This is a genomic window from Anaerolinea thermophila (assembly GCF_020723905.1).
Classification (GTDB): Bacteria; Chloroflexota; Anaerolineae; order Anaerolineales; family Anaerolineaceae; genus Anaerolinea; species Anaerolinea thermophila_A.
In genome coordinates this window covers 262,114-281,061 of record NZ_DYHZ01000001.1, presented here as the reverse complement: position 1 = coordinate 281,061, position 18,948 = coordinate 262,114, and the positions used below count along the sequence as shown (strand labels likewise).

Sequence of the window (18,948 nt, the reverse complement as noted above, 5' to 3'; positions counted from 1 at the left end):
ATACCTCACCTTGGAATATTGGGAATCTGCCAGCGTAAAAAGCGGCGTTCGGCAAGCAACACCAGCCCGTAGAGAGCCAGTGCCATACCCACCAGAGTCAGCACGGCGGCAAACACCAGCGGATGATCGTACTGCCCCCGTGCCACATTAATCAGAAAACCTAAGCCCCGGTCGGCTCCCACAAATTCCCCTACCACTGCGCCGATGACTGAGAGGGTGGCGCCCACGCGCAGTCCCCCCAGAAAAACCGGCATTGCCGCGGGGATTTCCAGATACCATACCATCTGCCATGGGCGCGCGCGGAGACTGCGCATCAAATCGCGCAGGTTTTGCGGCACAGCCCGCAATCCAACCACCGTATTGACCAGCACTGGAAAGAAGACCACCAGCGCGCAGATCAGAATTTTTGAGGTAATGCCCGGACCGAACCAGATGATCAACAGTGGGGCGATGGCAACAACCGGCACTGCCTGGCTGGCAACCAGGTAGGGGGAAAGCAGACGTTCCAGTACGTGGGATTTGGCGATGAGATAACCCAGCACAGAAGCGGTCACACTGCCGAGGAGCAAGCCCGGCACAACTTCCTGCAGAGTGGCAAAGAAGTGACGCGGGATGGTGCCATCCAGCAGGGCGCGCCAGAAGCGTGCGGCAACCTCAAAAGGTCCCGGGAGAAGGTAGGCAGGCACCCATCCGGTGAGGGTGATGCCCTGCCAGATAAGGATGCCCAGCGCCAGAGAGAGCAGTACAAATCCCATGCGGTGCTGAAGCACATACTTCCGCAGAAGATGAGAAACCGGCAAAGAGGTTGCTTCCTGTTTTGTCATGAAAAACCCCGAAGGTTTCCCTTCGGGGCAGGATGACGGGGAGAAAAAATCCCGAAACCAGGGGTTTCGGGGCAATTTCTCAGCCTGTGATGCACAGGAACTGTTCTCACAGGAATACCTTCTTTCATCCGGACTGTACCGTCGACCCCGGAATTGCACCGGGTCGTGCCTGCGGCAAACAGGCTCGTGGGTTTTCACCACCGGTCGGGAATTTCACCCTGCCCCGAAGGTATGTTTTTGTTTTCACACAGTATAGTTTCAGTTAGGACCAATGTCAAGAGGAAAACCAAAAAAATCCCCTCACAAAGGGATGAATTTTCCCTTGTGAGGGGATGAAGGATGAAAATTGGATTTACCGGATGATCAACGGCATGAACAACGTGTAGGGTTCTCCCCGGCTGGTCAGGGTGCTTTCGGCAACGACCAATGAACGGGTCTGAGAAACCGCCCGGATGCGGTACACACTTTGCCTTGTCTGCAACAGGTTTGCCGGCACAGTTACCGTCACGGTGATGGTGCGGGTGGCGCCAGCGTTCAGAGTGACTTCACTATCCGAGAGGGTGGGCGCCCAGGTCTCGCCGCTTTGATAAATTGCGCTGAGGGTGTAGGTATCTGCCACTGTGCCGGAGTTCTCCAGCGTCAGTATATAGGTCAAGGTGACGCCGGGTCTGCCAGTCTTTTCATCTGTGGTGGGGATGAAGTTTACCCCCAGCGACTGAGCGGTTGTCGTCAGAGTGGAAGAAGCGCTTGTGCCAGTGTTTGCCTGAGAGGTGGCGGTCACACGAATCTGGCTGGTCTGCCCGCCGCTGGCAGTAGCGGGGATGCTCACCTGAACTGTCACATCCTGGGAGGCGCCTGCCGCCAGAGTCACCGGATCGGGCAGGATCACGCTCCAGTTTTCACCGGAAAGCAGTTCAGAACTAAAGTTAAAGGTATCGCTCATGTTGCCGGTGTTGCGCAGAGCGAGCGTAAAGGTGACCGTATCACCTGGAAAACCATTCTTTGCATCGCTGGTGGGGGCAAGGGTAACCCCGTAAGAAGTTCCCACACTCGTCGTCAGGGTAGAAGAGGCGCTTATGGCAGAGGTGAACTGAGAGGTAGCGGTCACGCGAATCTGGCTGGTCTGCCCGATGCTGGCAGTAGCGGGGATGCTCACCTGAACTGTCACATCCCGGGAAGCGCCTCCTGCCAGAGTCACCGGATCGGGCAGGGTCACACTCCAGTTTTCTCCGGAGAGCAATTCGGAGGTAAAGGTGTAGGTATCGCTCATGTTGCCGGTGTTGCGCAGGGTGAGCGTGTAGGTCACGGTGCTGTTGACCGCTCCAGATCTGGCATCGTTATCGGGCAGAAGACTTACCCCGTATGACCGGAAGTCCAGCCCCACCAGAATGGGATCATGGTCGGATGAACGGTAGGGATGGGGCTGGTACAGATCCACCGTCTTGAACTCGGTGTTGTAGTCAATCACCGAAGGTTCATCGGCATTAATGTGCCAGTGCCCGGCGCCGCTGACCCTGGCGGACAGCGAAGAGGTGACGAACAGGTGATCCAGTGCGCCTGCCATACCGTCGAACACGTATGAATAGGTATCCACGCCCTCATACTGTTTACCTGTGTTCACCAGCCCGCCAGATTCCAGCGTCAGAATGGGTTGTTCTGCACCGTAAGCGTTGAAGTCTCCCATGACAACGACATCCGGGTCTCCGGTGGTGGGGATGAGGGTGGTGTTGATCCAGTTCAGCAGGGCGTTGGACATGGCAACGCGTGTGGCATTATAGCACCCCACGCCTTCGCCCAGATCCACATCTCCGCCGGTGGGTGTGCCGGAACAACTCTTGGATTTGAAGTGGTTGACCACCACGGTAAAGACTTCCCCAGTGGTTTTGTCGCGGAAGGCTTGCGCGACCGGATAGCGGTACAGGTTGAACGGCGAAGCGCTGGTGCTGAGCGAATCGCCCACCCGTTCCACCGTTGCAGTCTTGTAAATCAGAGCAACTTTGATGGCATCGCCGCCCACACCCGTTGCCGGGTCGGGCACAGCGGCGTACACTGGCGAACCCAGATAGGTGTTCAGCGCACTGACCAGGTTGTTGACCGCATCGGCACCTGTCCAGGACTCAATTTCAATCAAGCCCACCACATCCGCGTTTAACCCTGCCAGCGCGCGCACAATTTTATCCTGCTGGCGGGTGAATTCGGTGGCGGTGTTGGCGCCGCGAGGAGTGTTGCTGGCATTGTAGGGCGAACCGGCTGGATATGGCGTTTGATTGAGGGTGACAAAGTAGTTCAGCACGTTCATTGCGGCTACTTTTACCGTGCCATTCATCCCTGTGCCCACAAGGGGTGGGGTTGGGAGGCGCGGATTCTGGCTCTCAAAGGTGGGCGCAAGCGTGGGATGGATGCGGTAGAACACGTCTGGGAAGACAGTGCCGGTGTTACTGCTGTTGACCCGTCCCTGATCCACGACGCCTGTCAGGGTTGGGATCACATCCCCGGCACGCACAGCGCCATCGCTGGCGTAGTAAGGAATGGGGGCAGGATTTTGAGCCGTAGCACCGTCATCCAGCACGATCATGCGGCGCAGATTGTCGGCATAAGAGCCTGTGCCGCTGTTGAGATGGGTGAAGATGCGCCCTCCTGTGCCCAGGGTCAACTGCCCAAAGCGCCCCAGGAAGTAATTCTGCTGGACGGTGAGCGGCTGGCTGATGGTCACCAGCATACCCTCATAGCGTTCCAGATAGGTCTGGGGATCGGCTTCTGCAGGCAGGGGCAGAATCAGCGGGAAGGGGGTGACCGTTTCGCCACTGGAGCATACATTCACGGTGGGAGAATCGCCAATCTGGGTCATCTGTGCCATAGCGCCATACGATCCGGAGTATTCCTGCGCCGTGCCGGAAACGCGCACCCGATCCCCCACATTGATAGATGCCGATGGGGCATACACAAAAATGCCTTCTGAGGTTGCCGGGTTGCTGTCAATAGCGCTGTTGAGGGAATTCAGGAAGAAGCCCCCCAGTTTGCCTGTCCCCTGGAACACTGCGGCTACCACGCCTTCTGTGGTCACGGTACTGTTCTGGTAAGGTGAGGTCAGTCCGCTCCCCTGGATGGCATTGATGGGAATGTACGGCTCGCCGCATACCAGTGATGGCGCAGTGGTGGCGAAGGTTGCCGTAAAGTCGGCGCTCATGGTCTGGATGGGCTCGTCCTGGTCGGCAACCGCGCTGGCGGTCACGGTGAGGGTGCAGGATTCCGAATAGACAAAGTCCACATCCGGGTTGAGGGTGTACTCGGTTGGTCCCCCCGTCACCACAGCCGTGTGGGTGCCTGAACGATTGCAGGACAGGCTGAACCATGGATCGCTGAGAGTGACCGGCTCGGAGAAGGTCACCTGCAGGTTGGCATCCAGGGCTACCCCGCTGGCTCCGTTTGCCGGGGTGCTGGCGGCTACGTAAGGCGCCAGGTCGCCGCTTAACGGCGTTCCGCTGATCTGAATATCGTCAATGCCAACCCATTCATCACTTCCACCCGCATCGGTGGTCATGATGCGAATCTGCACCAGCGGTTGACTGTTCACTGCCGCAGGCAGGACAACATCAACAGAGGTGACTCTACCGCCAATATTGGGACCATCGGTGGCATCGGCAACGAAGGCTGCGGGGACGTTGGTGAAGTTGCCGCTGTTGCCCACGCGGTAGTGCAGGGCTATGGGCTGAATCGCATTATCTGCACCGCTTTCCAGATCGCGCAGGTTGTACATGACCCGGATCGACTCATATCCCGTAGTATTGAGGTTGATGAGCAGAAATGGTGCTCTGGCAGTGCCCGATCCTGCCAAAGCCACAACGGGATCGGTGAGGTGAAACTCGGTGACACCCCCGGTAGTAAAGGTGTTGGGATTGGTCTGGTTGGCATTTACATCTACAGGTGTGCTGGTACCGTCAACCAGAACCGTTTGGGGATCTACTCCGGTTGTAGAGACAAGCCCATCTCCGCGGTACCCCGTGATTCCCGGTACCCCCGACCAGTTGTCATCTGTTGTAATCAGGCTGGTGTTGCTCCAGTCCTGCGCAAAGGGCAGGCTTTGCGCTGAACTGTCGGCGAAGGCAGGGGCAACGCCGCCCAGCAACACATAGGCAAACAATACCACTCCCAGGGCGAGGCGCGCCCAAAATCTTTGTGGTTTCATAAATATCATAAACTCCTCTCGTTGGATGGATTGAAAAGAAGGTAAGGGAATTATAGAATAAATCGGGAAAAGTCACGTCCAAACCATGTTAAGCATCGGTTAAATGGCAAAACGCCGGTCATGGCTTGCCGGCGTTTTGCTCCCATCCAATCACCTGTAAGTTCGTTCAGAAGGTTCCACCAGTATTCCCCGAAAAAACACCCTGAGAAGCATCCCTGAACTGCTTACAGGATACCGGATTTATCCGTTTTTTTCATCATCAAAAATGTTGATTCGCCTCTCACCCGTTTGGATGAAACGTGCCTTGCGGGAAGCGCAGAGGACGCAGACCATTGAAGATCACCAGGAGAGAAACGCCCATGTCCGCCAGTACTGCCATCCACAGCGTCGCGGTGCCCATCACTGCCAGAATCAGGAAAAGTGCTTTCACCCCCAGCGAGAAAGCCACGTTCTGGCGGATGATGCGCATGACGAATCGTGCCAGCCGCAGGGTGTAGGGCAGTTTACTCAGGTCGCCGCTTAACAGAACTACATCGGCAGTTTCCATGGCTTGAGCGTTTCCCGTGCCGCCGACGGCGATGCCCACCTGCGCCGCGCTTAATGCCGGCGTATCGTTGATGCCGTCTCCCAGCATGGCAAGCGTCCCGTCCGAACGTGCCAGTTCTTCCACTGCCTGTAACTTTTGTTCAGGAAGCAGGCTGGCGCGTACCTCATCCACACTCAACTGTCCGGCAACCCGCTGTGCCGCCGCCGGATGATCACCGGTGAGCATGATGGTGCGGATCCCCATCCGGCGCAGGTCTTCCATGACCTGACGACTTTCCGGGCGTACCTCGTCGGCTACTGCCAGGTAACCGCGCACCGTCCCGTTTTGCGAGAGGAGCATGGTGGTCTCTCCCTGTTGTTCAAGGGCTTCTACCTGCGTGCACAGTTCTGGGCTGTGAGGATAGTTCCCGTCGAACAGTGCGTGACTGCCCAGCGTAATCACATCCTGCTGGACAATGCCCTGAATACCCCCGCCGTTGAGGGTGATTAAATTCCGGGCGGTGGGGTACTGCTGATGTATCCCCTGCATTTGCGAGGCGGAAACCACGGCATGTGCCAGTGGATGGGCGCTGGCGCGTTCCAGCGCTGCTGCCAGAGCCAGCACGTCACGGCAGGCAGGGCAGGCGGAGCGGTCCTCACAGCCGGGGCAGTCCACCGCGCGGTGGTCGGTCAGCACGGGTTTGCCCAGGGTGAGGGTGCCGGTTTTATCGAAGGCGATCCGTTTGACCCGCGAGAGGGTTTCCAGATAGACTCCTCCTTTAATCAGCACCCCCTGGCGGGCGGCGGCGGTCAGCCCGCTCAAAATGGTCACCGGCGCGCTGATCACCAGTGCACATGGGCAGGCAATCACCAGCAATGCCAGTGCGCGGTACAGCCAGCCGTGTCCTGCCGGGGTATTCCAGAACGGTTCACCGAACAACACCGGCGGGATGATGGCAACCAGCAAGGCAATGACCACCACAGCGGGGGTGTACACTGCGGCAAAGCGGTCAATCCAGCGTTGGAGATGTGCGCGCCGTGCCTGTGCTTCGGTGACCATCTGGATGATGCGCGCCAGGGTGCTGTCTTTTGCCGGGCGGGAAACTTCAATCTCCAGCGCTCCACTGCCGTTGACCGTCCCGGCGAAGACCAGATCGCCGGGTTGCTTGCAGGCAGGCATACTTTCTCCAGTGATGGGTGCCTGGTTGACGTCAGAAGCGCCGGATTGCACCACGCCATCGGCAGGGATGCGTTCTCCCGGTCGTACCCGCACGCGGTCGCCCGGAGTCAGTGTCTGCACCGGCACCCAGCGTTCTCCGTCGGCTTCCAGACGCAGGGCATGGGTGGGAGTGAGGTTTTGCAATCCGCTTAACGTACGGCGGGCGCGGTCGGTGGTGTAGCCTTCCAGCGCTTCTGCCAGCGCAAATAAAAAGATGAGCGTTGCCGCTTCTCCGCTCTCGCCAATAATGACGGCACCGATGGCAGCAAGGGTCATCAACAGGTTAATGCTGATACTGCGATTGATGAACAGGTTTGCCAGAGCACTGCGGGCAATGGGATAACCTGCCAGCCCCAGAGCAAGCAACTGAATGGGGTAAACAAGCGGAGACGATCCCGCAAGTAATTGAAGCAAGGCTGCAAGAAGGAGCAACCCACCCCCGATCAGGGCAAGGCGGGTTTCCGCCTGGTCAATCAGATAACGTCCTAACCCCAGCCAGAAGGGTTCTGGTTTTGTGGTTGGGGGTTGATGCTCATCTTTCAGGCGGTAGCCCAGCGCCTGTACCCGCTGATGTACCGCGGATTCATCCCAGTCTCCCTCCAGAGTCAGGGTGGCTGTGGCAAAGTCAACCCGGGCGAACTGCACCCCGGGAAGTTTTTGGACGCCTTCTTCAACATGTCGTGCGCAATCGGCACAATCCATGCCTTCGATGAGGTAGGTTTTCTTCATACCTGGAAAGACTCCTATGGGTGTTGAACGGGATGTTGGTGGCGGACGTGTTCCAGCCCGCGTTGAAACAGTTCCCGAATGTGATCATCATCCAGAGCATAATAGACAATACGCCCTTCTTTGCGAGTGCGCACCAATCCCCATGCGCGCAGGACCCGCAGTTGATGCGAAGTAGCGCTCTGGCTCATCCCCAGCACGGCTGCCAGGTCATGGACGCATAATTCTTGCTTCAGCAGTGCCGAGATAAGACGTACCCGGCTGGGGTCTGCCAGCGCCTGGAACGCCGCCGCCAGGCGGGTTGCCGTCAAGCCATCAATCAGGTCTGCCTGTGCCTGCTGGATGGCGTCTTCGTGCAAACGGTTATCTTCACAACGCAAATTTGGGGATTCTTTTTTGAAAACATATGAATTATTGTTCATATGTTCAAGTATAGGAGCGAGAACCTTTTCTGTCAAGAGGAAGCAATGCCCGGAAATTCATCTATATGGCTTTGCAAACCTGTAAGGTCAAGCCCGTATCCAATTTCGTGAAACCGGGTTATACTACATGAAACCTGAGGTCATAGGCTTACTCCCACTGTTGTTTCGAACCTCATATGACCGGTTTCAAAAAGGATGTATCCCGGAGCAGTTCCACTGGCGTGTCAGGTCTGTTATGCTGGGGTCATCGGTAACGAAATTTTGTCACGCCTCTGGAAAGATGATTTGAAAATGGTATCTGAAAAACTGCTCTACTGGGCTTCCAAGCCGGTCGTTAAGACCTATTCCAATGTGATGCTGGATCTGGATGTGGAGCGGCGTGCCGCCCCTCCAGGCGGAGCCAAAATTTTTGCTCCGAATCACCCGACTACAACCGATCCCTTCTTTGTAGCCGCCATGGTGGGAGAGCAATCCTTCATTCTCATCAACAATCTGTTGTTTCAGGTGCCCATTCTGGGGACATATCTGCGCCGTTCCGGGCACATCCCGGTGAAAGCAGGCGAGGGCCAACAAGCCATCGACCGCGCTTTGGAGTATCTGGATAAAGGTTACAACATCATCATCTTCCCCGAAGGCGCTTTGAGTCCGGAAGAGGGTGGCTTTTGCAAACCACGTACAGGGGTGGCTCGTCTTGCGCTGGCGAGCGGCGCGCCGGTGATCCCGGTGGGCATTCATCTGGACAAAAGCCGGGTGCATACCGTGCGCTCAACCGTCAAAGGACAGGTGGAATACGGACGCTGGTATTTGCGCGGCCCGTATGCCATGACCGCAGGCGAACCCCTGTTCTTCCATGGGGATGCCGAAGACCGTGAACAGGTGCGTTCGGTTTCCAGCACAATCATGCATCATATCATTGAACTGGCGCGGGAAAGCGAAATCCGCCTGACGCGCACCCCCAATGCGCTGGGTACGCTGGCTTCGGCGTAAATTTTTACCAGACGAAATCCAACCCCTCAAGAAACCAGGTCTTGAGGGGCTTTTTTTTAATGAAAACTTCCGGGGAACTTTTTCTTCATGGATTCGTCATAAAGATTGATCCACAATCACACGGATATTCTGGAGAGTATTCCACAGGAGGATGTATGTTTGCACAATCGAAAAAATTCTTATCGTTTCTGGTGAGCGCGCTCTTGTTGAGTATGGTCATGCTCACCGCATTTGCCCCCACTGTTCGGGCAGATGGCGTTCCCACTATCACCATTCTGGAAGTGAAAGTAGATGAGTGGGTGAAAATTCGCGCCAGCAATCTGCCCAAGAACACCGAATTCACTGCTCGCATGGATAAGATGGGCAACTACGCCATCGGCGGCACGGTTGTCGGCACGGCGAAGTCCGGGGCAGATGGAATCTTTGAAGCCACCTTCAATATTCCTCAAAGCCTCAAAGGCTTGAGCCGGATTGCTCTGCGCATTGACAGCGCTTCTGGTTATTACAGTTACAACTGGTTTGATAACAAGACTGCTACGCCGACCGCTCAGCCAACCCAGAGCACGACAGGCAAACCCTCCATCGAGATTATCGCCGTAGAGAAAGACAAAGCCGTAACCGTTCAAGCCTATCGCTTCCCTGCCAACCAGACCTTTACCGTACGGGTTGGGCCATTCAAGACTTTCTTCAAGGATTATGTGGTCGTGGACAAAATCAATTCCGGCAGTGGCGGTTCCTTCAAGTTTACGGTTACTTTGCCCGAGTCGGTCAAGGGCGTGGACTGGATTACCATCCGGCTGGACAGCCCACAGAAGCAGTATGCTTACAATGCTTTCCGGAATGTCTCCAGCGGTACGGTGATCTCACCGACCCCGCCCCCATCCAGCGGCGCGGTATGCCAGATCATCAGTACCAGCCCGAGCAAGGCGCTCAAACCCCGTGAGGACTTTGACGCCATCTGGCAGGTGAAGAACACCAGCGGCAAGGACTGGGATCAACATTCGGTGGATTACAAGTTTGTCAGCGGCACATCCATGCACAAGAAGTCAATATATGACTTCAAAACCACCGTCCGCAACGGCGAAACTGTCAACATCATCGTGGATATGCTGGCGCCGGACAAAGCGGGAACGTACAGTGCCACGTGGTCAATTGTTTCCGGGAACAAAACCCTCTGCACCCTGCCCATCACCATCACGGTGAAATAGATCTTGCTGAAAATCAACGGACCAGCCCCCGATCAAGGGGGCTGGTCTCTTAACGAATGAGATTATTTTTCCACAGTGGGTTCCATTTCCAGATAGATCATCCCCTCATTGTCGTCGTAAGCCAGCACCTCAGCATAACGTCCCCAGTCTACAATCGTGTCCAATTGACGTTCTGCTTCGTCCGGCGGGAATTCCAGTTCCAGCGCGGCTTGCACAACATCCCATTCCAGACGCTGTTCATCCGCCTTGCGAAGCATACTGAGCAACCAGCGGAAGATAGGCAGGCGCCGGATGCGGGTGGCGAAAATCTCTTTTCGGGCAAGGATGCGCGCTTCGGCAAAGGTCTCACCCAGATCGGTCAGAATCACATCACCCTGTTGCACTCGAACAAACCCGAGCAGTTCTTCGGCTTCGATCAGATCCAGCAGGTGATCCGAATCGGCTCCAAGCGGCTCAGCAAGGCGGTAAATATCCTCGCGCTTTCCGGGAATTTCGACAAGGTGTTCCAGCAAACCGGTCAACTCGTTAATGCGCACCTGCGGCAGTCGGCGGGTGGTGCCGGGTTCACCGGGGGCACTCCCCAGTTCAACGGCTTCTGGTTGGGTCTGTCCGGCCAGTGCAGCGTAAACCTGATCCACCACTGCCTGAAACGCCGGGGATTTGCGCTGGCGCGGATGGGGTAGATTAATCTCCAGGGTTCCCACCACCCGTCCGGGTTCTTTGTCCATCAAGATCACCCGGTCAGCCATAAACACTGCTTCCTCAATATTGTGCGTTACCATTAAGATCGCCCGGGTCGGAATACTGCCGCTCAGCCACAATTCCATCAACTCGCCGCGCAGCGACTCAGCGCTGAGCAAATCCAGGGCAGAGAACGGCTCATCCAGGCATAGCAGTTCCGGTTCAACGGCAATGGCGCGGGCAAAGCCTACTTTCTGACGCATGCCTCCGGAAAGTTCGCGGGGATATGCTGTTTCAAAACCATCCAACCCAACCTTATCGAGCAGTTCAAGGGTACGGTTATGGCGCGCTTCAGCAGGAATGCCGCGCACCTTGAGGGCAAGATCCACGTTCTCATAAACGGTAAGCCATGGGAACAACGCAAAGGTCTGGAAGACAATGGTGGCGTGAGGATTAACGTCCTTTAAGGGCTGTCCTCGATACAACACCGCTCCCTCGGTGGGTGACTGGAGCCCGGTGATGATGCGCAGTAGGGTACTTTTGCCACATCCTGAGGGACCTAACAGGGCGACAAACTCACCTTCTCGAATGGTCAGGTTGATATCTTGAATAGCGGTAAAGCGGCGTGCGCCACTGCCATACACCTGTTGGACATGTTTCAATTCCACCAGAGAAGTTTGCGAATTCAGGTTCATTGTCTCACTCCATGCGATAACGTTCTTCAGCCAGCAGATACATCCGCCGCCAGAACAGGCGGTTAATCAGTACTACAGTGACCACCATTGCCAGGGTGGATGCCAGCAACATGCTGTAATCTCCCTGGGCGGTTGAATGGGTAATCAATGCGCCAATCCCCAGTGTTTTCACCACTCTGCCGCCAAAGGTGATGTACTCGGAGACGATGCTGGCGTTCCATGCACCCCCGGAAGCCGTAATCATCCCGGTGACAAGATAGGGGAATAAAGCCGGTAAGATGAGGGTGCGCCACTGTTCCCATTTGTTCAGGTGGATGAGTCGGGCAGTATAGCGTAAATCCTGGGGAATGGCGCTGGCACCGGCAATCACATTAAACAGCAGGTACCACTGGGTGCCCATCAACATCAGCAGCACAGCCGAGAGATTGAGCCCACCGGGTAGTTGAATCAGTAAAAGCACAAAGATGGGGAAAATGGCTGTTGCCGGAACAGATGCAATGACCTGCACCAGTGGCTGGAAGAAACTCGCCAGGCGGGGGTTCGTGCCAATGGCAACCCCCACAGGGATTGTCCATGCCAGCGCAATGATTAAAGAAATCATCACCCTCAGGAAGGTTGCTCCCACACCCAGAGCGATCACCCCCCACGAGGACCATGAAATGCTGAACAGCAAATGGAATGCCTGTGTTGCCCCGTACAGGATGATCCCCAGCAGCCCCAAACCCAGGAGGATTTCTACGGGAGTAAGTTTTCCCCCGTTGACGGGTTTAATGGGTTTGGGAGGAAACCAGCGTGCCATGCGCGCGTCCAGGGCTTCATCCAGCGGTGTAAAAATCCGCTGGTTGAGCCAGTTCAAAATGTGCGAGCGCCCGAGCAGGTCGTAAAACCAGGACGTAGGGGGATTGTCGCTTTCCACCATCTCCAGTTTGAAGCGCTCTGTCCATGCCATGAGCGGACGCCAGACCAGTTGATCCAGAACCAGGATGGTCAGTATCAGTGCCAATACTCCCCAGAGAATCGCGGTAATGTTGCCCTGATTGGCGGCTTCGTGCAGGTACGCCCCCAGCCCGGGTAGACGGTAATCCTGTTCACCCACGGTAAAGATTTCCGCCGCCATCAGGAAAAACCACCCACCAGCCCAGCTCATCATGCTGTTCCATACCAGTGCAATGGCGGCAAAGGGAAGTTCCAGCGTTTTGAACTGGAACCAGGTATTGAGCCGGAAAATCGCGCTGGCTTCCCGCAGTTCTTTGGGGATGGTGCGAAGGGACTGGTACCAGGCAAAGGTCAGGTTCCAGACCTGGCTGGTGAAAATCAACACAATCGAAGACAATTCTGCTGCCAAACGCTCCGGGAAGATTGCCCTCAACCCCAGCAGGACCACCGGCAGGAATGACAGGATCGGTACCGATTGTAAAACATCGAGCAGAGGAATCAGTACCTGTTCGGCGCGGCGGTTATAAGCCGCAGCGCGCCCGTACACCAGCGTAAATACCATCGAAAGCAGGTAAGCCGCCAGCATGCGGCTCACGGAGCGAAGAGCGTACCATGGCAGCACATGCGGTTGCAGGGAAATCACGGGTTCTTGAACGCTGGGAGGGGCATTGATTGCCAGACGGACACCCGCATAGAGGAGGGCTGCCAGTCCAAACAACACCAGCACATCGGCAATTCCAAAGCGGCGTTCCGAACCCGCCCCCATGGAAAACGAACGCGTGGATAGGGTCATTGTGTTTCACCTCCGCTCTTAAAAAGATTGGAGCGCCCCGCCAGAGGCGATGCGCTCCAAATCATCGGCTGATCTTGAGCAGGGAGCCCTATCCCGCGAAAGCCTTTAAACTCCCTGTTTGCAATCCTTGCCCGATTGCAGCGCAACCTCTGTTCGAGGCAGTTCCTCAGGTAAGCGACTACTTCCCGAACTGTCCATAACTTGGGCAATTGTACTCTTCGGGAAAGATTTTGACAACCCCTTTTCCCGAATCTGTTTCGTATGTTATCATCACCAGAAAATCTCTCTCTGGAGGGTTTGATGTCCACTTCACTTCGCGATTATCTGGATTTCGCTGTTGAGACGGCTTATCTGGCGGGACGGTCCACTCTGGCTTATTTTCAGACAGGCGTTCAGGCAGAGTTCAAAGCCGATTCTTCCCCCGTGACCCTGGCTGATCGCGCATCCGAACAGTTGATTCGCCAGCGCATTGAAAAACGATTCCCGAGTCATGCCATTGTGGGTGAGGAGTTTGGCGTTCAGGAGAGCGAGGGTGCCACCCATCGCTGGTTCATTGATCCGATTGATGGCACAAAATCGTTCCTGCGAGGTATCCCGCTGTACGCCGTCCTGTTGGGCTTGGAAATTGAAGGCAGGGTGCGGGTGGGGGTTGCCTATTACCCTGCCATGGATGAAATGCTTGCCGCCGCGGACGGCGAAGGCTGCTGGTGGAACGGTCGGCGGGCACGGGTCTCCACCGTAACCCGTCTTTCAGAAGCCTGGGTCACCAGCACCGACCCGTACAATTTCCAGAAAACCGGCAAGGATGCCGCCTGGCAGCGCATTCAGGCAGCGTCTTATCATCGAGGGGGGTGGGGAGATGCCTATGGCTACCTGCTGGTGGCAACCGGCAGAGCCGAGGTCATGCTGGACCCCATCATGAACGAGTGGGATTGTGCGCCTTTTCCGCCCATCTTCCGCGAAGCCGGCGGTTTTTTTGGCGACTGGCAGGGCAATGAGACCATCTACGGCGGCGAGGCGCTGGCAACCACCCACCTTCTGCTCCCTGATGTTCTGGCTTGCTTACAATCTTCCAGTTAGACAGGCTGAAACTTTCCATAGCGATAAAGCAAGATGTTAAAACCCCTTCTGGAGGTCCATGTTCTCTTCAGAAGGGGCTTTGTTCCGTTTGCAAAGGTTTTATAGAACTACTCGTACCGCAGTGCTTCGACGGGTTCCAGATTGGCGGCGCGGCTGGCGGGGTAGATCCCAAAGAACAGCCCTACCGCTGTAGAGAAGAGGGTAGCCAGCAGGATAGCATCCATGCCCACCACGGGGTTTAACTCGGTGTTGTTAGCGGCGGCAATCTGCCCAACCACAAAGGCGATCAGCCAGCCCAGGGCAATGCCAATCAGCCCACCGATGAGCGAGAGCAGAGATGACTCAGTGAGGAATTGAATAAGGATATCGCGCTTACGCGCTCCCAGTGCTTTTCGTAAGCCAATTTCCCGTGTGCGCTCGGTGACCGAGACCAGCATGATATTCATGATGCCGATGCCTCCCACCAGTAATGAGATGGCGGCGATGCCCCCCAGGAAGATGGTCAGCACCGAGGTGATTTGCCTCGCAGTGGAGATGAAATCCTGCTGGGTAAAAATGGTGAAGTCATCGGCACCCACTTCGGTGCGGTGGCGCTGGCGCAAAATTTGCGCCACTTCCTCTGCCGCCAGAGAGACGGAATTGGCATCCACTGCCTGCACAAAGATGATATCCACCCGTTCGCGCGTTCGGCGGATAAGCCGTTCCTGCGCGGTGGAGAAAGGCACCATGACCACGTTGTCCTGACTGCCAAAGGCACCACCCCCTTTGGATTCGAGCACGCCCAGAATGCGGAAGGGCTGTCCCTCAATGCGGATGATCTGCCCGGTAATGCCTTCGCGTGTGCCAAACAGTTTATCGGCAACTTCTGTGCCAATCAGCGCTACCGAGGCGCGCTCCAGAATGTGGGATTCGTTAATGGGTTCGCCCTCGCTCAATTTAAAATTGCGCACCTCCAGATACTCCGGCGTAATCCCGATTAACGTGGGACGGGTGCGTTCTCCGCCAAAAGACACCTCGCGGTCAGCCTGAATGGCAGGTGCGGCGTTGGCGACGTGCGGCGCCTGGAAGGCATCGCGAATGGCTTCTACATCACCCAGGGTGAGCGGTTTGGCATTGCGGATGTTCCCCTCAAGATTCCCGGTAAAAACAAACAGCAGGTTGGTGCCGATGCCGGAAATCGAGCCGGTAATGGCAGATTGTGCGCCATTTCCCACTGCCAGCATGGCAATTACCGCCGCTACCCCAATGACGATGCCCAGGATGGTCAGCGCCGAACGCAGTTTATTGGCGGTTAAACTCTGCAGGGCTTCGATGATGGACTGAAGCACAATCATACTGCACCATCCTCTACAATCAACCCATCCATCAGGCGGATGATTCGCTGAGTCTGCGCGGCAACGTTGGGATCGTGGGTGACGATGATCACCGTTGCCCCGCGTTCGCGGTTGAGATTGATCAGCAGTTCCATGATTTCTTTCCCCGATTTTGAGTCCAGATTACCGGTGGGCTCATCTGCCATCAGGATGGCAGGATTGTTCACCAGCGCGCGGGCAATGGCAACCCGTTGTTGCTGTCCACCAGAAAGTTCGCTGGGACGATGGTACAGGCGCTCTGCCAGCCCCACAGCAATCAGGGCTTCTTTTGCGCGCTCGCTTCTCCCTGTGGTCATCCCTGCGTAGCGGAGAGGCAATTCTACATTGCCCAGAGCGGTGACCCGCGGCAGCAGGTTGAAGGACTGGAAAACAAACCCTACCTTGCGGTTGCGGATGGAGGCTAACTGGTCGTCGTTGAGTTTCGAAGTTTCTTCACCATCCAGCATGTACCGTCCGCTGGTTGGGCGATCCAGGCAACCCAGTACGTTCATCAGGGTAGACTTTCCTGAACCCGAAGGTCCCATGATGGCAACCATCTCGCCGCGGCGAATCTTCAGGCTGACCCCTGCCAGCGCGCGTACCTCCACCGAGCCCATTCGGTAAATTTTGGTCAAATCGTAGGCTTCAATGACATATTCACTGCTCATATTAATTCCCTATCCGACCACTTGGAGGACCTGCCTGGAATTGCACCGGAGGGTTCAACACCAGTACATCTCCTTCGCTCACCCCGCTCAGCACCTGACTGTAGGCGTCGGAGGTCAATCCCAGCGTCACCTCAAAGGGGGTGGGGGTTCCGTTGATCAGTTTGTACACCACCCGTTTGGACTCGCGCAGACGCACGGCTCGATTGGGAACCAGCAGGACATTCTCCACCCGGTCGGTTTCGATGTTCACGGCTGCCGTCATGCCGGGGCGCACAGCCTCGTCAGGGTCGGTCAATTCCAGGGTGACGGAGAAGTTCACCACACCCTGTACATTGGTGCCAACTCTGCCTACCTCTGTGACTCTGCCATGATATTCTTTTCCCGGGATGGCGTCAAAGGTCAGCGTGGCATTTTGCCCTACCTGAATGCGGTTGATGTCCACCTCGGTAATCTGCACATCTACCAGCAGGCGGGAAAGGTCGTCAATCCGGAAGGAAATTGTCCCGGGGTTGACCGAGTCGCCCACCATACTGCGAACTTCAGTAACCGTACCGTCAAACGGGGCTTTGAGCGAAATCAGTTCCAGCGTGGCTTCAATGGCGGCAACCCGTGCCTCAGCCGCCATGATATCATCCGGGTCCGGACCGTTCTTGACCCGTTCCCATTCCCGTTCAGCGTCAGCCAGTCTGGCTTCGGCAAGGCGCAGGCGGGCATCGGCCTGTTCAATTTCCAGCGCATCCGGTCCACCGGTCAGGTATTCCAGGTTGGCTTTGGCGCGATCCCGCCTCTTGCGGGCTTCGTTGAGCGCTGTCAGGGCTTGTGCTCGCAACAGGTCGCTTTCCGGGCGGTCTTTGAAGATATCATAGGTGTCCTGGGCTTTCTTTAATTCTTCTTCCGCCAGTGCCAGATTTGCCCGAGCCACTTCAATGGTATCAGATTGAGCACGGGCATATTGCTTGCTGGCGCGGTTCTGTTGCGCATCTTCCAGTTCCTTGCGTGCCGCTACCAGAGCTTGATACGCCTGGGCTTGCGCCAGTTGAGAATTTTTCAGGTTTTCCAGGTTGCGTTTGGCAGTTACCAGATCTGCCTTGGCAAGGATGATGGACTGCGAGAGGGATTTCTCATCCAGCACTGCCAGCACCTCATCCTTTTGTACTGCATCCCCTACCGCAGCGTGAATTTCGGCAATCCGTCCACTGGTTTGCCATGCCAGCACGGCAGTTTGATTGGCACGAACGGTTCCAGTTGCACCCACCACAGCAACCAGAGGTCCCCGGGTTACAGTGACCGTTTGCCAGGTATTGGCAGTGCCGGCTCGGTTGCTTTGCCAGGTGGTGTAGGCAAAGTAACCTCCAATGCCCAGTGCGACAATGATGAGAAGGGTGAGCAGAGTTCGTTTCATATCTTGTTCCTGTCTTCTGTAAAAGATGAGATTTCCGTTAAGTGCCCGGAAATATAAACATATCGAATATTACGATATCGAATAATAATTTTATCTCGAGAGGGTGTCAAGGGGGAAAGAGTCTCTGTATAGAGTCAATTATCGGAGAGGCTTTTTTCGTAATACCCGCAGAATGGCAATTTTGGTGGGGTGATTGAAGGGTGAGGGGTCAACCGGTGGGGGATTGATGCGGGTGCTGGTGTAGCCGGTAATATCTTCGGGCACATCCAGCAGTTCTTCAATTGCCAGATAACCGTCCGCACATAACGATTTTAACGAGGTGTAATAATCCTTTCCGCTCAGGAAGAGGGCGTTGTTGACGGCAATCAGCCAGCCCCCTTGTCGCACCAGCGGACGGGCTTTGTTAATCACCCGCAGGCATTCCTCAACCAGATTCACTTCCCCGCCAGCGGTGCGGGAGAAGAAGGGCGGATCGATAATGACAATATCGTACTCCGAACCGTTGCGGCGCATCCGCGCGGCAACATGGAAGAAATCTTCCTGCAGAAAGTCGCCTTTGATGATGGGTAAGCCATTCAGACTGTACGAGTCTTTTGCCAGATTGAGGAATTGACGGTTGATGTCCACCTGCACCACTCGCGCCGCACCGCCTGCCAGGCAGGCAACTCCCAGGCTTCCCGTGTAAGCAAAGGTGTTGAGCACTTCCGTTTCGGTGGTGACATGCTCTTTGAGCCACAGGCGCAGGTTGCGGGTATCCAGATAGAAACTGGCATCCTGATGCATGCCCAAATCAATGGCATACCAGACACCGTGTTCCTGAATACGGCGGTCGGGGCGTTCTCCCCAGATCAACGTGCCGATGCGTCCCTGGTGCTCGGGCGCCTGGCGGGTCTTGAGCCAAACTGCCCTCAGGAAAGGCAAATGCTGGCGATAAAAATCGATCAGAGACTGTTGAATTTCAGGGGAGAGCCACTCAGGATGGTCGGCATAGTTCCACAGCAAGAGCGTGGCGCCGTACAAATCCACCACCAGGTCTTCCCAGCCCTCGTAAAAACCGGCGAACAGGCGAATGGCAGAGCGGTAGGGAGGTTGAATCAGCCCTGAGCGGGCGTCCAGAGCGCTTTTCAGGGCAGGCAGGTGTAAGGAAAGTGGGTCTGACTCCATACAGATAGAGTACTGTTATTGTACTGAATTCTTCCGTTTTGCACAAACAAAATCCCTCCCATATTTGGGAGGGATAGCAG

Annotated in this window: 13 protein-coding genes and 1 riboswitch; of the genes, 3 read left to right on the top strand and 10 right to left on the bottom strand. The window is 56.0% G+C overall.

Translation table 11 applies throughout. The features are described 5' to 3' along the window. Positions 1-5: 5 nt before the first annotated feature. The 4 genes from LHF31_RS01170 to LHF31_RS01155 form a co-directional block, all read right to left on the bottom strand. Positions 6-824 (bottom strand): ABC transporter permease, encoded by an 819-nt coding sequence (locus LHF31_RS01170; protein WP_298007333.1) that lies wholly within the window; start codon positions 822-824, stop codon positions 6-8. 112 nt (positions 825-936) lie between these two features. Further along, positions 937-1,059: riboswitch (FMN riboswitch) on the bottom strand. Positions 1,060-1,176: 117 nt separating this feature from the next. Then, positions 1,177-5,010, bottom strand: a complete 3,834-nt coding sequence (locus tag LHF31_RS01165) for an ExeM/NucH family extracellular endonuclease (RefSeq protein ID WP_298007331.1) — start codon at positions 5,008-5,010, stop codon at positions 1,177-1,179. A 280-nt stretch (positions 5,011-5,290) separates the two neighbouring features. Continuing rightward, the gene (locus tag LHF31_RS01160; protein ID WP_298007328.1) at positions 5,291-7,483 is read right to left on the bottom strand and encodes a cation-translocating P-type ATPase; all 2,193 of its coding nucleotides are present in this window, start codon (positions 7,481-7,483) and stop codon (positions 5,291-5,293) included. 14 nt (positions 7,484-7,497) lie between these two features. After that, the gene (locus LHF31_RS01155) at positions 7,498-7,839 is read right to left on the bottom strand and encodes a metalloregulator ArsR/SmtB family transcription factor (protein ID WP_298007326.1); all 342 of its coding nucleotides are present in this window, start codon (positions 7,837-7,839) and stop codon (positions 7,498-7,500) included. Between the two features lie 354 nt (positions 7,840-8,193). Between LHF31_RS01155 and LHF31_RS01150 the strand changes: the two genes are divergently transcribed. After that, a complete protein-coding gene (locus LHF31_RS01150) occupies positions 8,194-8,889 on the top strand; it encodes a 1-acyl-sn-glycerol-3-phosphate acyltransferase (protein WP_298007323.1) in 696 nt (231 codons plus the stop codon). 155 nt (positions 8,890-9,044) lie between these two features. Next, a complete protein-coding gene (locus LHF31_RS01145) occupies positions 9,045-10,097 on the top strand; it encodes an NBR1-Ig-like domain-containing protein (RefSeq protein ID WP_298007320.1) in 1,053 nt (350 codons plus the stop codon). A 62-nt stretch (positions 10,098-10,159) separates the two neighbouring features. On the opposite strand, the gene LHF31_RS01140 is transcribed toward LHF31_RS01145, so the two are convergent. Both LHF31_RS01140 and LHF31_RS01135 read right to left on the bottom strand, forming a co-directional pair. Then, positions 10,160-11,473, bottom strand: a complete 1,314-nt coding sequence (locus LHF31_RS01140) for a nitrate/sulfonate/bicarbonate ABC transporter ATP-binding protein (protein ID WP_303773229.1) — start codon at positions 11,471-11,473, stop codon at positions 10,160-10,162. A gap of 4 nt (positions 11,474-11,477) precedes the next feature. Continuing rightward, entirely contained in the window at positions 11,478-13,202 is a 1,725-nt protein-coding gene (locus LHF31_RS01135) for an ABC transporter permease subunit (protein WP_303773227.1), read from the bottom strand. 300 nt (positions 13,203-13,502) lie between these two features. Here LHF31_RS01135 and LHF31_RS01130 point away from each other — a divergent pair, with 300 nt between their 5' ends. Beyond that, positions 13,503-14,282 carry an inositol monophosphatase family protein gene (locus LHF31_RS01130; protein ID WP_298007676.1) on the top strand — a complete coding sequence of 260 codons (780 nt, stop codon included), beginning with the start codon at positions 13,503-13,505 and terminating at the stop codon, positions 14,280-14,282. A gap of 107 nt (positions 14,283-14,389) precedes the next feature. Here LHF31_RS01130 and LHF31_RS01125 read toward each other — a convergent pair whose 3' ends face one another. The 4 genes from LHF31_RS01125 to LHF31_RS01110 form a co-directional block, all read right to left on the bottom strand. Beyond that, positions 14,390-15,616: an ABC transporter permease gene (locus LHF31_RS01125; RefSeq protein WP_298007678.1), complete on the bottom strand. Its 1,227-nt coding sequence runs from the start codon at positions 15,614-15,616 to the stop codon at positions 14,390-14,392. Beyond that, positions 15,613-16,302: an ABC transporter ATP-binding protein gene (locus LHF31_RS01120; RefSeq protein ID WP_298007680.1), complete on the bottom strand. Its 690-nt coding sequence runs from the start codon at positions 16,300-16,302 to the stop codon at positions 15,613-15,615. The genes LHF31_RS01125 and LHF31_RS01120 overlap by 4 nt, the downstream gene beginning before the upstream one ends. 1 nt (position 16,303) lies before the next feature. After that, the gene (locus LHF31_RS01115; protein WP_298007682.1) at positions 16,304-17,704 is read right to left on the bottom strand and encodes an efflux RND transporter periplasmic adaptor subunit; all 1,401 of its coding nucleotides are present in this window, start codon (positions 17,702-17,704) and stop codon (positions 16,304-16,306) included. Positions 17,705-17,842: 138 nt separating this feature from the next. Then, on the bottom strand, positions 17,843-18,868 hold the full coding sequence (locus LHF31_RS01110; RefSeq protein WP_303773224.1) for a class I SAM-dependent methyltransferase: 1,026 nt from the start codon (positions 18,866-18,868) through the stop codon (positions 17,843-17,845). Positions 18,869-18,948: the final 80 nt, after the last annotated feature.

Coding starts and splice junctions, on each gene's coding strand:
- LHF31_RS01145 (WP_298007320.1), top strand. CDS start 9,045: ATGTTTGCACAATCGAAAAAATTCTTATCGTTTCTGGTGAGCGCGCTC.
- LHF31_RS01140 (WP_303773229.1), bottom strand. CDS start 11,473: ATGAACCTGAATTCGCAAACTTCTCTGGTGGAATTGAAACATGTCCAA.
- LHF31_RS01130 (WP_298007676.1), top strand. CDS start 13,503: ATGTCCACTTCACTTCGCGATTATCTGGATTTCGCTGTTGAGACGGCT.
- LHF31_RS01115 (WP_298007682.1), bottom strand. CDS start 17,704: ATGAAACGAACTCTGCTCACCCTTCTCATCATTGTCGCACTGGGCATT.
- LHF31_RS01110 (WP_303773224.1), bottom strand. CDS start 18,868: ATGGAGTCAGACCCACTTTCCTTACACCTGCCTGCCCTGAAAAGCGCT.
- LHF31_RS01125 (WP_298007678.1), bottom strand. CDS start 15,616: ATGATTGTGCTTCAGTCCATCATCGAAGCCCTGCAGAGTTTAACCGCC.
- LHF31_RS01160 (WP_298007328.1), bottom strand. CDS start 7,483: ATGAAGAAAACCTACCTCATCGAAGGCATGGATTGTGCCGATTGCGCA.
- LHF31_RS01135 (WP_303773227.1), bottom strand. CDS start 13,202: ATGACCCTATCCACGCGTTCGTTTTCCATGGGGGCGGGTTCGGAACGC.
- LHF31_RS01170 (WP_298007333.1), bottom strand. CDS start 824: ATGACAAAACAGGAAGCAACCTCTTTGCCGGTTTCTCATCTTCTGCGG.
- LHF31_RS01165 (WP_298007331.1), bottom strand. CDS start 5,010: ATGAAACCACAAAGATTTTGGGCGCGCCTCGCCCTGGGAGTGGTATTG.
- LHF31_RS01120 (WP_298007680.1), bottom strand. CDS start 16,302: ATGAGCAGTGAATATGTCATTGAAGCCTACGATTTGACCAAAATTTAC.
- LHF31_RS01150 (WP_298007323.1), top strand. CDS start 8,194: ATGGTATCTGAAAAACTGCTCTACTGGGCTTCCAAGCCGGTCGTTAAG.